Source organism: Pseudomonas sp. Irchel 3H9, from assembly GCF_900187495.1.
Taxonomy (GTDB): domain Bacteria; phylum Pseudomonadota; class Gammaproteobacteria; order Pseudomonadales; family Pseudomonadaceae; genus Aquipseudomonas; species Aquipseudomonas sivasensis.
Genome location: NZ_FYDK01000004.1, coordinates 42635 through 56580 on the forward strand (window position 1 = coordinate 42635; position 13946 = coordinate 56580).

General features: G+C 60.0%; 11 protein-coding genes. 5 read left to right on the forward strand and 6 right to left on the reverse strand.

The annotated features are described in order from the left end of the window. Positions 1 to 3: 3 nt before the first annotated feature. On the reverse strand, positions 4 to 1533 hold the full coding sequence (locus tag CKW32_RS15465) for an NCS1 family nucleobase:cation symporter-1 (RefSeq protein WP_095185337.1): 1530 nt from the start codon (positions 1531 to 1533) through the stop codon (positions 4 to 6). A gap of 470 nt (positions 1534 to 2003) precedes the next feature. Further along, positions 2004 to 2738 (reverse strand): phosphoadenylyl-sulfate reductase, encoded by a 735-nt coding sequence (locus CKW32_RS15470; protein ID WP_032887556.1) that lies wholly within the window; start codon positions 2736 to 2738, stop codon positions 2004 to 2006. Positions 2739 to 2889: 151 nt separating this feature from the next. On the opposite strand from CKW32_RS15470, the gene thrH reads away from it, so the two are divergent. Beyond that, positions 2890 to 3507, forward strand: a complete 618-nt coding sequence (gene thrH, locus CKW32_RS15475) for a bifunctional phosphoserine phosphatase/homoserine phosphotransferase ThrH (RefSeq protein ID WP_032887558.1) — start codon at positions 2890 to 2892, stop codon at positions 3505 to 3507. Between the two features lie 90 nt (positions 3508 to 3597). On the opposite strand, the gene pabB is transcribed toward thrH, so the two are convergent. The 4 genes from pabB to CKW32_RS15495 form a co-directional block, all read right to left on the reverse strand. Beyond that, positions 3598 to 4941 (reverse strand): aminodeoxychorismate synthase component I, encoded by a 1344-nt coding sequence (gene pabB / locus CKW32_RS15480; protein ID WP_095185338.1) that lies wholly within the window; start codon positions 4939 to 4941, stop codon positions 3598 to 3600. Positions 4942 to 5040: 99 nt separating this feature from the next. Then, positions 5041 to 6027 carry an alpha-L-glutamate ligase-like protein gene (locus CKW32_RS15485; RefSeq protein ID WP_095185339.1) on the reverse strand — a complete coding sequence of 329 codons (987 nt, stop codon included), beginning with the start codon at positions 6025 to 6027 and terminating at the stop codon, positions 5041 to 5043. Next, positions 6027 to 7559 carry an inactive transglutaminase family protein gene (locus tag CKW32_RS15490; protein WP_032887564.1) on the reverse strand — a complete coding sequence of 511 codons (1533 nt, stop codon included), beginning with the start codon at positions 7557 to 7559 and terminating at the stop codon, positions 6027 to 6029. The genes CKW32_RS15485 and CKW32_RS15490 overlap by 1 nt, the downstream gene beginning before the upstream one ends. Positions 7560 to 7564: 5 nt before the next feature. Beyond that, positions 7565 to 8098, reverse strand: coding sequence for an ATP-dependent zinc protease (locus tag CKW32_RS15495; protein WP_095185340.1), 534 nt, complete (start codon positions 8096 to 8098; stop codon positions 7565 to 7567). 271 nt (positions 8099 to 8369) lie between these two features. Between CKW32_RS15495 and CKW32_RS15500 the strand changes: the two genes are divergently transcribed. The 4 genes from CKW32_RS15500 to acnD all read left to right on the forward strand — a co-directional run bounded on the left by CKW32_RS15500 (position 8370) and on the right by acnD (position 13945). Next, positions 8370 to 9080 carry a GntR family transcriptional regulator gene (locus CKW32_RS15500; RefSeq protein WP_032887568.1) on the forward strand — a complete coding sequence of 237 codons (711 nt, stop codon included), beginning with the start codon at positions 8370 to 8372 and terminating at the stop codon, positions 9078 to 9080. Continuing rightward, entirely contained in the window at positions 9077 to 9970 is an 894-nt protein-coding gene (gene prpB, locus CKW32_RS15505; protein ID WP_015885362.1) for a methylisocitrate lyase, read from the forward strand. The genes CKW32_RS15500 and prpB overlap by 4 nt, the downstream gene beginning before the upstream one ends. Positions 9971 to 10012: 42 nt before the next feature. Beyond that, positions 10013 to 11140 carry a 2-methylcitrate synthase gene (gene prpC, locus CKW32_RS15510; RefSeq protein ID WP_032887571.1) on the forward strand — a complete coding sequence of 376 codons (1128 nt, stop codon included), beginning with the start codon at positions 10013 to 10015 and terminating at the stop codon, positions 11138 to 11140. Between the two features lie 210 nt (positions 11141 to 11350). Then, positions 11351 to 13945: a Fe/S-dependent 2-methylisocitrate dehydratase AcnD gene (gene acnD / locus CKW32_RS15515; protein ID WP_095185341.1), complete on the forward strand. Its 2595-nt coding sequence runs from the start codon at positions 11351 to 11353 to the stop codon at positions 13943 to 13945. Position 13946: the final 1 nt, after the last annotated feature.

The following is a 13946-nucleotide window of genomic DNA, read 5'->3' on the forward strand; positions in this document are numbered from 1 at the left end:
TACTCAGTGACTGACGTTATCGACGGCAATGCTTTCGCCGCTGACATCGGCGTAGAACGGCTGGCGCTTGGCGATCAGCAGGTACAGCAACCCTGCAATACCGGCGCCAAACAACCAGGAAAACGGTGAGACGCTGGCAAATCCCGGCAACAGCGCCAGCAGGATGGCGATGATGGCCGCAGGAATAAACGCCGCCACTGCACGCATATTCACCCCACGGCTGTAGTAATAAACGCCATTCGGGTTTTCGCTATACAGCTGGGGTACGTCCACCTGGCTTTTACGGATCAGCCAGTAGTCGACCATGATCACCCCGTACAACGGCCCTAGCAGTGCGCCGAGGCCAGAGAGGAAATACACGATCACCAGCGGGCTGTTGTAGAGGTTCCACGGCAGAATCAATACAGCCACGGTGGCGCTGATCAGACCCGCACGGCGGAAGTTCAGGTACTTGGGCGCCAGGTTGCTCAGCACAAAGGCAGGCGCAACGAAGTTGGCCATGATGTTCACCGCCACGGTGACGATCAGGAACGCCAGGCAGCCCAGCACAAGGAAGAAGGTATTGGGGATGGCCGCGATGATTTCGGTCGGGCTTTCGATCACCCGGCCATTGAGTTGGAATTGTCCGCCGCAGAGCAGCACGGTGATTGCGGCAAACACCAGGATGTTCACGGGCAAGCCCCAGAAGTTGCCGACCAGGATGGTCTTGCGGCACGGCGAAGAGCGTGCAAAGTCGCAGAAGTTGAGGATCAGCGTGCCGTAGATCGCCAGCCATAGCGCGCCGCCGGCAAAGATATTGCGCCACATCTCGCCACCGCTCAGCGGTTCGCGGATCGACCAGGCAATGTTGCCGCCGGCCTGGAAGTACATCCAACCGGCCAGCGACGCCACAGTCAGCAAAATCACCGGCCCGGCGAAGCCTTCATAGCGCCGTACCATCTCCATGCCGTAGGCCAGGATCACCAGTTGTACGAACCATATCGCCACAAAACACGCCCAGCCAAGGGATGACAGGCCGAGGATTGAGTTGTGGTCATAGTCGGCAAACCCTGGATGAATTGCCGTCAGCAGCACGCGGAAAACCACCGAGGCCAGGTAGGTCTGGATACCAAACCAGGCAATCGCAATGACCGCACGGATCAACGCGGGAATCTGTGCGCCGTGAATGCCAAAACTGATACGGCTGATGACCGGGAACGGTACGCCGGTCTTTTGCCCCATATACCCCGACAAGTTCATGAAGAAGTACACCAGCGCCGCACCGATCCCCAGGGATAACAGGATCTGCCAGCCGCCGAGGCCCAGTGCATATAAGCCAATGGCGAACGAATAGTTGGCGATGTTGTGCACGTCATTGGTCCACAACGCAAAGATGCTGTAGCGCCCCCATCGACGGCCTTCGATCTTGGTCGGCGCCAGGTCTTTATTGTGCAGGCGTGGGCTGAGCACTAACGGGCCGGGGCATGCGGCGTCCGGGTTCAGGGCGGAGGAGGGCAGATCCAGTGCGATATTGTTCGAGAGGCTTGTACGCATTCCGGCAGGCTCCAGCATATCTGCCGGGAAGAGGCAGATGGCAAAGTGTATGTAGGTTTTGTATTTATTGTATACAAAGCGCAATTCACCTTAAGCCACATGCGTGCCAGTTTTGGATCTATGAAAGTCCTGGGTAATTTCGTTTTTATAGGTTGGTTAAATAAATAGCTGAATTTAAAGAGATATAAATTGACCGACTGAACAGCTATTTATTTTTGGGTTGCCAGTATGCGATTCGCCAGGCCAATCGAGGGGAGGGTAGAGGTGTTACGTTATGGTGCGGCCGAATAAGAATTGCACACATAAATGGCACCGATGGTTACATGTATGTGTACATCTCCAACACTCAACCCAAGACAAATGTGGGAGGGGGCTTGCCCCCGATAGCGGCCTGTCAGTCAATCTATGTTTGACTGGAAAACCGCTATCGGGGGCAAGCCCCCTCCCACATTTTCTAACCGCGTCAGCCCTTAGGCCTTGCTGATGATATTCCCGGCGTGCAGCCCGCATTCTTTCTGCGTGGCTTCTTCCCACCACCAACGACCCTCTCGCTCATGCTGGTTCGGCAGCACAGGCCGGGTGCATGGCTCACACCCGATGCTGATAAAACCGCGCTCATGCAAGCTGTTGTACGGCAGCTCCAGCATGCGGATATAGCCCCAGATCTCTTCGCTGCTCATCTGCGCCAGCGGGTTGAATTTGTATAGGGTGCGTTCCGGGGTAGAGAAGGCGGTGTCGATCTCCAGCGCCGCCACTTGGCTGCGGGTGCCAGGGCTCTGGTCACGGCGTTGGCCGGTGGCCCAGGCACTCACGCCCGACAGCTTGCGGCGCAGCGGCTCGATCTTGCGCACGCCGCAGCATTCGCCATGACCATCCTTATAGAAGCTGAACAGACCTTTCTCCTTGACGAAGGGCTCCAGCTTGCTCTGGTCCGGCGAAATCAGTTCGATGTCGATCTTGTAGAAGTCGCGCACCTGCTCGATAAACCGGTAGGTCTCCGGGTGCAGACGGCCGGTGTCGAGGCTGAACACCTTGACGTTCTTGTTCAGCTTCCAGGCCATGTCCACCAGCACCACGTCCTCGGCGCCGCTGAAGGAGATCCACAGGTCATCGCCGAACTGGCTGAACGCCAGCTTGAGAATGTCCTGGGCGGATTTGTTGGCGTAAGTCGCGGCGAGTTCAGCGACGTCGAAGGCTTGGTTCATCAGGACGGTTCCTACAGGTCAGTGGCGCTGAGCGCTCTATAGGGGAGCGATGGTATCAAAATCCGCTCCGCGTTGCGGCGGCGAGCTTGAATCGCTAGAGTTCGGCAGTCCTTTTGCTCGCTCAACTAACAACATCCAATAGGAGTGTCTTGTGGAAATTGCCTGTCTCGACCTGGAAGGGGTACTGGTACCGGAAATCTGGATCGCCTTCGCCGAAAAAACCGGTATTGAATCGCTACGGGCCACCACCCGGGACATTCCTGACTACGACGTGCTGATGCAGCAGCGCCTGCGCATTCTCGACGAGCACGGGCTCAAGCTCGCCGATATCCAGGCAGTGATCGCCACGCTCAAGCCTTTGGACGGCGCCATCGAGTTCGTCAACTGGCTGCGCGAGCGTTTTCAGGTGGTGATCCTGTCCGACACCTTCTACGAATTTTCCCAGCCGCTTATGCGCCAACTGGGTTTCCCGACTCTGCTGTGCCACCGCCTCATCACCGATGAATCCGACAGGGTGGTGAGCTACCAACTGCGCCAGAAAGACCCCAAGCGCCAGTCGGTATTGGCGTTCAAGACTCTTTACTACCGCGTGATCGCCGCTGGCGACTCCTACAACGACACCACCATGTTGGGCGAGGCCGACCGTGGGATTCTGTTCCATGCGCCGGAGAATGTGATTCGCGAGTTCCCGCAATTCCCGGCGGTGCATACGTTTGAGGATTTGAAGAAAGAGTTCATCAAGGCGTCGAATCGGTCGCTGAGCCTCTAAAGCGGATTGTGGCGAGCGGGCTTGCCCCCGGAATGGGACTGCTGCGCAGTCCAACGCGAGCAAGCTCCCTCGCCACAAGAGGTCTACCTGCTACAACCCTTCCAGCGTTTGCAGCAAAACCCGCACCTTCGTCAGCGACTCCTGATACTCGGCCTCCCACTGCGAATCCGCGACAATCCCGCCACCGCCCCAGCAGCACACTTGCCCATCCTTGACCAATAAGCTGCGAATGGCGATGGAGCTGTCCATCTCGCCGCGTACGTCCAGGTACACCAGCGAACCGCAGTACAAGCCGCGTCGGGTGGGTTCCAGTTCGTCGATGATCTGCATGGCGCGAATCTTCGGCGCGCCGGTGATGGACCCACCAGGGAAGCTGCCGGCGATCAGGTCGAGGGCGTCTTTGTCGTCGGCCAGTGTGCCGGTGACGCTGCTCACCAGGTGGTGCACGTTGGGGTAGCTTTCCAGGCTGAACAACTCCGGCACGCTCACCGAGCCGGTGCGGCAACTGCGCCCCAGGTCGTTGCGCAGCAGGTCGACGATCATCAGGTTTTCGGCGCGATCCTTGGGGCTGGCCAGCAGTTCCGTGGCGTGGACGGCGTCTTCTTCAGGCGTGACACCGCGTGGGCGAGTGCCTTTGATCGGGCGGGTTTCGACCTGGCGCTCGCTGACGCGCACGAAACGCTCCGGTGACAGGCTCAATACCGCGCCGTCATTGGGCAGGCTCTGGAATCCGGAGAAGGGCGTCGGGCAGGCTTCGCGCAAGGCGCAATAGGCGACCCAAGGATCACCGCTGCACGGCGCACGAAAACGTTGGGCGAAGTTGACCTGGTAGCAGTCGCCGGCCTGGATGTAATCCTGGATGCGCTCAATGGCCTGCTGGTAAGCCTCGACGCTGAGATCCGGCGCCATGGGGCCCTGCAATTTGAAGGTTGCAGGGGCGGTGGCGGCGTCACCGCTGAACAGCGTGATCAGTCGCTGCCGTTCGCTATCGGCCAGCGCCGGGTGAAACACCAGTTGGCTGGTCTGTGCCAAGTGGTCGCTGATCAGCGCCCAGGCATACAGTCCAAAACGCGCATCCGGCAGGTGCAAATCATCCACCGCCAAGTGCGGCAACTGTTCCAAATGCCGGCCAAAGTCGTAGCTCAGGTAGCCGATCAAGCCACCGGCAAACGGCAACTCATAGCCGTCGGGCAATTTCGCTTCACCCAACTGTGAAAGGTTTTTCCGTAATCGCCGCAGGAAGTTGCTGCCGCTTTCGTCAGGATCCACTGCAAGAGTCGCCTCGGGCCAGGCGCTGAGCAGGTCATAACGACCGCGTTCGGCAGCAGGTCGGCCGCTGTCGAGCAGGACCGCGCCGGGTGCATGGCGAATCGCCGCAAAATACTCGGCGGGGTTGGCCCGATAGGGCAGTGGGTGTACTGAACAGGTCGACATGCGAGGGTGGATCAGCCAAGGCGCGGGGGAGGGAATTGTAGTCCCCTGTAGGATTTGCTCCTAGAGGGGATGTCGGCGATAGACAGTTCGAAGACCGGATCAGCCTTCCAGAGGGGGAATATGCCCAAACATTTCCTGCACAAACTTCACCCGCTCTTCCGGGGTTTCCGTCACACCGGCGGCTTTGAGTGCTTCCAGTCGTGCTTCTACCGCGTGGGTGCGCAAGGTCAGGCCGCAATCGTTGGCGATCTGGATGTTCAGCCCTGGCCGCGCATTGAGCTCCAGGATCAGCGGGCCTTTTTCCTGGTCCAGCACCATGTCCACACCGATGTAGCCCAGCCCGCATAGCTCATAGCAGCCGGCGGCCAGCTTCATGAAACCGTCCCAGTTGGGCAGTTGCACGCCATCCACCGCGTTAGTGGTGTCGGGGTGTTTGGTGATGATGTTGTTCAGCCAGGTACCGCGCAGGGTCAGGCCGGTGGCAAGGTCCACACCGACGCCAATCGCGCCCTGGTGCAGGTTGGCCTTGCCGCCGGACTGGCGGGTCGGCAACCGCAGCATGGCCATCACCGGGTAGCCCATCAGCACGATGATGCGGATATCCGGCACGCCTTCGTAGCTGATGCTCTTGAAGATCTGGTCGGGTACCACACGGTACTCGATCAGCGCGCGGTCACGGTGGCCGCCCAGGGAATACAGGCCTGTGAGGATGCTGGAAATCTGATGCTCGATCTCTTCATGGCTGATGATCTTGCCGGACACCGTGCGGTAGCGCCCTTCAAAACGGTCGGCCACCACGAGAATGCCGTCACCGCCGGCGCCCTGGGCCGGCTTGATCACGAAGTCGCTGCGCCCACCGATAATTTCATCGAGCTTGTCGATTTCCTTCTCGGTGGAGATCACTCCATACATTTCCGGCACGTGGATACCCGCCGCGATCGCCCGTTCCTTGGTGATGATCTTGTCATCCACGATCGGGTACAGGCTGCGCTTGTTGTACTTGAGCACGTAATCGGCGTTACGCCGGTTGATGCCCATGATTCCCCGCGCTTCCAGGGCTTTCCAGGTCTTCCAGAAACCGAACATTACTTATCAGCCTTCAAGAACGCCTTGAAACGCACCAGCTCGGTCAGGCGGTAGCCGCGATAACGACCCATGGCCAGCATGAAGCCCACCAGGATCAGGAGGATCGCAGGGAAGGTGAACACGAAGTACACCAACTCCGGCACGCTCATAATCAAGTGCGCCAGGGAGGCAGCGAACAACGTACCAATCGCCACTTTCAACGCATGGTTGGCACCGCGTTCTTCCCAGGTGATCGACAGGCGTTCGATGGTCATGGTCAGGATCACCATCGGGAACAATGCCACCGACAGCCCGCGCTCCAGCCCCAGTTTATGGCTGAACAGACTGATGGCCGCGATCAGCACCACCACGAAGGTCAGCACCACCGACAGCCTCGGCAACATTTGCAGCTTCAAGTGTTCCAGGTACGACCTGAGTGACAGCCCCAGTGCCGTAATAATGGTGAAAAGCACGATTCCGAAGCCCAATTGCGTCTCGCGGAACGCGAGGGCAATCAGCACTGGCGTGAACGTGCCCAGGGTCTGCAGGCCGATCAGGTTGCGCAGGATCAGAATCACCAGCACGCCAATCGGGATCATCACCATGATCATGAACGTCTGCTGGGTTTGCAGTGGCAGGCCGTACAGCGAGTATTCGAGGAAGTTGGCGTCGGTGTTTTCATCCGTCAGCTTGGCCAGGCGAATCGCGTTCATTTCGCTGTTGTTCAGGCTGAACGTCACCATGGCTTTCTTGCCGCCGTCGACCGTGATCAGGTTTTCATCGCCGGTCCACCACAGCAAGCGGTCGCTGGGCAGGCCCTGTTCGCCGGTTTCCGGGTTGAAGTAGAGCCAGTCATTGCCATTAAAGCTGCGCAGCCAGAGTTCGGGCGTTTGCGGCTGGTCGGCGACCAGGCGGATGGTGTGGACCTTTTCCACCGGCACGTGGGCGATGGACAGCAGCAACTCGACGATCTTGGCCTTGTGCGGCGTGGACGGGTCGCCGGCCAGCAACAGCTTCACATTGTCGTCGTTGAGGTTGTTGGTGCGCTTGATGGCTTCGGTAATGAAGGTTTCGACGTCGGCCGAATGCTGGCGGATCGGCGCCAGCAGGGCTTCGGCGGCGATTTTTTCCGGGCCTTCCACCGCGATGCTGTCGCGGAACGTTGGGCCTTTGATCTTGGTTTTTTCACCGCTGTAACGCTTGGTCAGCACCAGGCGGTAATACAGGGTCTGGTTGCCGTTGGCGCGGCGTGCCGACCAGGTGACCTTACGGTTGCCATCAATACGATTGACGCTCACCCCATAGTTGTTCGAGATAAAGCTCTCATTAAGGCTGACGAAATCGCGGCTCAGGGGCGGCACGAACATCTGGATCTTCACCGGGTCCTTCGGATTGGCGACGAACTCGACCTTGGCGTCGATGTTCCACAAATCGTCGGTCGCGTCCTCAGTGACAGGAATGCCCAGCACGAAGATCTGGTAGGCGGTGACCGAAATACCCAGCACCACCAGGATGGCGATCAGGATTTTCAGGTGCAGGGTAAGAGAGCGCATTCGGTTTACTCGGCGGTATGAGCGTCGGTGGCGCAGGCGGGTTTGCCTGCTGCGTATTTAAGACTGGGGTCGACCAGCGCATCAAAGCGTTTCAACGCTTCGGAGCCGATCAGCAGCGGATATTGGAATGCGCTGCGGTCAGTCAAGTTCACTTCGATGCTGCGTAAAGCGGTGCCCATGCAGATATCCAGGGCTATCACTGGACGGGCGGTGTAGTTCTTGTCCTCATCGGGGTCGTAGTCACCGGCGCGGCGCTTGATCTTGCTGACGCGGGCCAGGGGCCGTTCGATGGGGTGGGAATGGGCGGTGTCGATGGCCAGGTAGAAGCGCACCCAGGATTCGCCGTTGCGCTTGAAGCGCTTGATATCACGGGCGCTGAGGGAGGCGGTCTTGGCGCCGGTGTCCAGCTTGGCGGCCACTTCAAGGTCGATGCCAGCCAATTGGGCGTATTCATTGAGGCCATACACGGTCTTCTCGGCGGCAACGCCAAGGCCGGGGATGAACAGTAGGCAAAACAGGGGGAAGGGCTTGAGTCTCATAGATCCTGAGGCGGTGCAGTGCGATGTTCAATTCAAGGCGACTGGCATTGCTGCGCAAACTCCCTCGTGCGCCGTTTCATCAAGCGATGTCAGGCAAATGCGGCGGCATTCTAACATGATGCTTTTTTGGCGCCACCGCTGGCAGGCGGCCATGCTCCGAGCGCGTGCAACAAGGGTTATTAGACGATTGTCGACAATGTGTATTTATTCTTTGACTATCGAGGTCTGATTGGCTAGTTTTTGCGGCATTGCTTTTCAAGGTGTCGACAATATGCTGGTTCAGCCTGAAGCTCCGATAGTCGTGTCGGACGAATCCCAAACGATGTCGGAGAACGTTTTCCGGCGCATCCAGGCCGCCATCGTCAAAGGCGAGATCGCCCCCGGCAGCAAGATCTCCGAACCGGAACTGGCCCGCACCTACGGCATCAGCCGTGGCCCGTTGCGTGAGGCGATCCACCGCCTGGAAGGCCAGCGCCTGCTGGTTCGCGTGCCCCATGTGGGCGCGCGGGTCGTGTCCCTGAGCCACGCCGAGCTGATCGAACTCTATGAAATCCGCGAATCTCTGGAAGGCATGGCCTGCCGCCTGGCCGCCGAGCGCATGACCGACGCCGAAATCGAAGAGCTGCGCCAAGTGCTGCACACCCACGAACGGGATGCTGCGTTCCAGGCCGGCGTCGGCTACTACCAGCAAGAAGGCGACTTCGACTTTCATTACCGGATAATTCAAGGCGCCGGTAACCGCACCCTGACCCAAATGCTCTGCGGCGAGCTGTACCAGTTGGTGCGCATGTACCGCATTCAGTTCTCCACCACCCCCAATCGTCCACGCCAGGCTTTTGCCGAGCATCACCGCATTCTTGACGCGATTGCCGATCGCGACGGTGAACTGGCCGAACTGCTGATGCGCCGTCATATCGGCGCGTCCAAACGCAACATTGCCCGTCACTTCCCGGACGGCGCCCCTGATAGAGGTGAGTCATGAGTTCGAACAATAAAAGCACACCCGGCCAGCGTTTCCGTGACGCAGTCGCCAGTGAACAGCCGTTGCAGGTCGTCGGCGCAATCAACGCCAACCACGCGCTGCTGGCCAAGCGCGCTGGCTTCAAGGCGATCTACCTGTCAGGCGGGGGCGTGGCGGCCGGTTCCCTGGGCGTGCCCGACCTGGGCATCACTGGCCTGGATGACGTGCTCACCGACGTGCGCCGTATCACCGACGTCTGCGACCTGCCGCTGTTGGTGGACGTGGACACCGGTTTTGGCTCCTCGGCGTTCAACGTCGCGCGCACCGTCAAATCGATGATCAAGTTCGGCGCCGCCGCGATTCATATCGAAGACCAGGTCGGCGCCAAGCGCTGCGGCCATCGTCCGAATAAAGAAATCGTGTCCCAGCAGGAAATGGTCGACCGCATCAAGGCTGCCGTGGATGCGCGCACCGATGACAGCTTCGTGATCATGGCGCGTACCGATGCCTTGGCCGTCGAAGGGTTGGAGTCCGCCCTGGAACGCGCCGCCGCCTGCATCGAAGCCGGCGCCGACATGGTGTTCCCGGAAGCCATCACTGAACTGGAGATGTACAAACTGTTCGCCGCCCGTGTGAAAGCGCCGATCCTGGCCAACATCACCGAATTTGGCGCGACGCCGCTGTACACCACCGAACAGTTGAAATCTGCTGATGTTTCCATCGTGCTGTATCCGCTCTCGGCCTTTCGCGCCATGAACAAGGCCGCCGAGAACGTTTACACCGCGATCCGTCGCGACGGCACCCAACAGAACGTGATCGACACCATGCAAACCCGCATGGAGCTTTACGATCGCATCGACTACCACACCTTCGAGCAGAAGCTCGACGCGCTGTTCGCCGCGAAGAAGTGACGAACACGTCTCCCTGAATAACGACAAAATTGGAGAAAAACCATGGCTGAAGCAAAAGTACTGAGTGGCGCCGGCCTGCGTGGCCAGGTCGCCGGGCAAACTGCACTGTCCACCGTGGGCCAGGCCGGTGCCGGCCTGACCTACCGCGGCTACGATGTTCGCGAACTTGCTGCCGATGCGCAGTTTGAGGAAGTCGCCTACCTGCTGCTGTACGGCGAATTGCCGACCAAAGCCGAACTGGCTGCGTACAGCCAGAAGCTGAGCAAGCTGCGCGACCTGCCGCAAGCGCTCAAGGAAGTGCTGGAACGCATCCCCGCCGACGCCCATCCGATGGACGTGATGCGCACCGGTTGTTCGTTCCTGGGCAACATCGAGCCGGAAAAAGACTTCAGCGTGCAGCGCGATGTCACCGACCGCTTGCTCGCCGCCTTCCCGGCAATCATGTGTTACTGGTACCGCTTCAGCCACGACGGTAAGCGCATCGACTGCGTGACCGACGAGCCGAGTATCGGTGGTCATTTCCTGCACCTGCTGCACGGCGAGAAACCGAGCGAGCTGCATGAGAAGGTCATGAACGTCTCGCTGATCCTTTACGCCGAGCACGAATTCAACGCGTCGACCTTCACCGCTCGCGTGTGTGCCTCGACCCTGTCCGATCTCTACTCCTGCGTCACTGCCGCCATTGGCTCCCTGCGCGGTCCGCTGCATGGCGGCGCCAACGAAGCGGCGATGGAAATGATCGAGCGTTTCGGTTCGGCAGAGGAGGCTGTCGAAGGCACCCTCGGCATGCTGGCGCGCAAAGACAAGATCATGGGCTTCGGCCACGCGATCTACAAAGACAACGACCCGCGTAATGAAGTGATCAAGGGCTGGTCGAAAAAACTCGCTGACGAAGTGGGCGACACCGTGCTGTTCCCTGTCTCCGAAGCCATCGACAAGACCATGTGGGAACAGAAAAAACTCTTCCCTAATGCCGACTTCTACCATGCCTCGGCGTATCACTTCATGGGCATTCCGACCAAGCTGTTCACGCCGATTTTCGTCTGCTCGCGCCTTACCGGCTGGGCAGCCCACGTATTCGAGCAACGCGCCAACAACCGCATCATCCGTCCAAGCGCCGAGTACACCGGCGTCGAACAGCGCAAGTTCGTGCCAATCGAACGTCGCTGAAGACTGACGATCCCAGGATTGGAATGAGGTCAAAGTGTGGGAGGGGGCTTGCTCCCGATGGCGGTATGTCATTCAACACCTATGGCAACTGATAAACCGCTATCGGGGGCAAGTCGAAACGTCGCACCGCCCCTCCTACATTTGAATCGCATTTCAATTCTGGATCGGCCCAGGTCTTCCTTTTGTAATCACCGTGACCGAGTCCTGACGATGAACACAGAATTTCGCAAACCGCTCCCCGGCAGCCGCCTGGATTTCTTCGACGCCCGTGCGGCAGTCGAAGCAATCACCCCCGGCGCCTACGCCACCTTGCCCTACACCTCCCGCGTACTGGCAGAAAACCTGGTGCGCCGCTGCGACCCGGCCACTCTCAATGCTTCCCTGAGCCAGTTGATCGAACGCAAGCGCGATCTCGACTTCCCCTGGTTCCCGGCGCGTGTGGTGTGCCACGACATTCTTGGCCAGACCGCGCTGGTCGACCTCGCCGGCCTGCGCGATGCCATCGCCCTGCAAGGCGGCGACCCGGCCCAGGTCAACCCGGTGGTGCCGACCCAATTGATCGTTGACCACTCCCTGGCCGTCGAAGCCGGGGGGTTTGACCCCGATGCGTTCGAGAAAAACCGCGCCATTGAAGACCGTCGCAACGAAGACCGTTTCCACTTTATCGAGTGGACCAAAAAGGCCTTCAAGAACGTCGACGTGATCCCGCCGGGTAACGGCATCATGCACCAGATCAACCTGGAGAAAATGTCCCCGGTGATCCAGGTGCGTGACGGCGTGGCGTTTCCGGATACCTGCGTCGGCACCGACAGCCACACGCCCCACGTGGATGCTCTGGGCGTGATCGCCATTGGCGTCGGCGGCCTGGAAGCGGAGAGCGTGATGCTCGGTCGCGCCTCGTGGATGCGCCTGCCGGAAAGCGTCGGTGTCGAGCTGACGGGCAAGCTGCTGCCGGGCATCACCGCCACCGATATGGTGCTGGCGCTGACCGAGTTCCTGCGCCAACAGAAAGTCGTCGGCGCATGGCTGGAGTTCTTTGGCGAAGGCGCATCAAACCTGACCTTGGGCGACCGCGCGACCATCTCCAACATGGCCCCGGAATACGGCGCCACGGCAGCGATGTTTTATATCGACCAACAAACCATCGCCTACCTGAAACTCACCGGTCGTGAAGATGAACAGGTCGCACTGGTCGAGCAATATGCGCGTCACACCGGTCTGTGGGCGGATGATTTGAAAGGAGCGCAGTACGAGCGCGGCCTGACCTTCGACCTTTCCAGCGTCGTGCGCAACATGGCCGGCCCGAGCAATCCCCACGCCCGCGTCGCCACCCGCGACCTGGCGGCCAAAGGTATCTCCGGACAGTGGGATGAAGTGCCGGGGCAAATGCCTGATGGCGCGGTGATCATCGCCGCCATCACCAGTTGCACCAACACCAGCAACCCGCGCAACGTGATCGCCGCCGGGCTGTTGGCGCGCAATGCCAACAAGCTGGGGCTCAAGCGCAAGCCGTGGGTCAAATCCTCCTTGGCACCCGGTTCGAAAACCGTGGCCATGTACCTGGAAGAAGCCGGCCTCGGTCACGAACTGGATAAGCTCGGTTTCGGCGTGGTGGCGTTTGCCTGCACCACCTGCAACGGCATGTCCGGCGCGCTCGACCCGGTGATCCAGCAAGAGATCATTGACCGCGACCTTTACGCCACCGCCGTACTGTCGGGTAATCGCAACTTCGACGGGCGCATTCACCCTTACGCCAAGCAAGCCTTCCTCGCGTCGCCGCCGTTGGTGGTGGCGTATGCGATTGCCGGCACCATCCGTTTCGACATCGAGAAGGACGTGCTCGGCCTCGACGCCGACGGCAAGGAAATCCGCCTGCAGGACATCTGGCCGAGCGACGAAGAAATCGACGCGGTGGTCAAGGCCTCGGTCAAGCCGGAGCAGTTCCGCGCGGTGTATATCCCGATGTTTGCGATCCACGAAGACACCGGCCCCAAAGTCGCGCCGCTGTACGACTGGCGTCCGCAGAGCACGTATATCCGCCGTCCGCCGTATTGGGAAGGTGCGCTGGCCGGAGCGCGTCCGCTGAAGGGCATGCGCCCGCTGGCGGTGCTGCCGGACAACATCACCACCGATCACCTGTCGCCGTCCAACGCGATCATGCTCGACAGCGCTGCCGGTGAATACCTGGCGAAAATGGGCCTGCCGGAAGTCGACTTCAACTCCTACGCAACCCACCGCGGCGACCATTTGACCGCGCAGCGCGCAACGTTCGCCAATCCGAAACTGTTCAACGAAATGGTGGTGGAAAACGGCAAGGTCAAACAGGGTTCCCTGGCGCGCATCGAGCCGGAAGGCCAGGTTACGCGGATGTGGGAAGCCATCGAAACCTACATGGAACGCAAGCAGCCGCTGATCATCATCGCCGGTGCCGATTACGGCCAGGGCTCGTCCCGCGACTGGGCGGCCAAGGGCGTGCGCCTTGCTGGTGTGGAGGCGATTGCCGCCGAAGGTTTCGAGCGCATCCACCGCACCAACCTGGTGGGCATGGGCGTGTTGCCCCTGGAGTTTTTGCCGGGGACCGACCGTCACACCTTGCACATCGACGGCAGTGAAACCTATGACGTGGTCGGCGAGCGCACCCCGCGTGCGCAGTTGACCCTGGTGATCAATCGCAAGAATGGCGAACGTGTCGAAGTGCCGGTGACCTGCCGCCTCGACACCGCCGAAGAAGTGTCGATCTACGAGGCGGGCGGCGTGTTGCAACGTTTTGCCCAGGACTTCCTGGAATCGGCGGCGACCGCTTAAG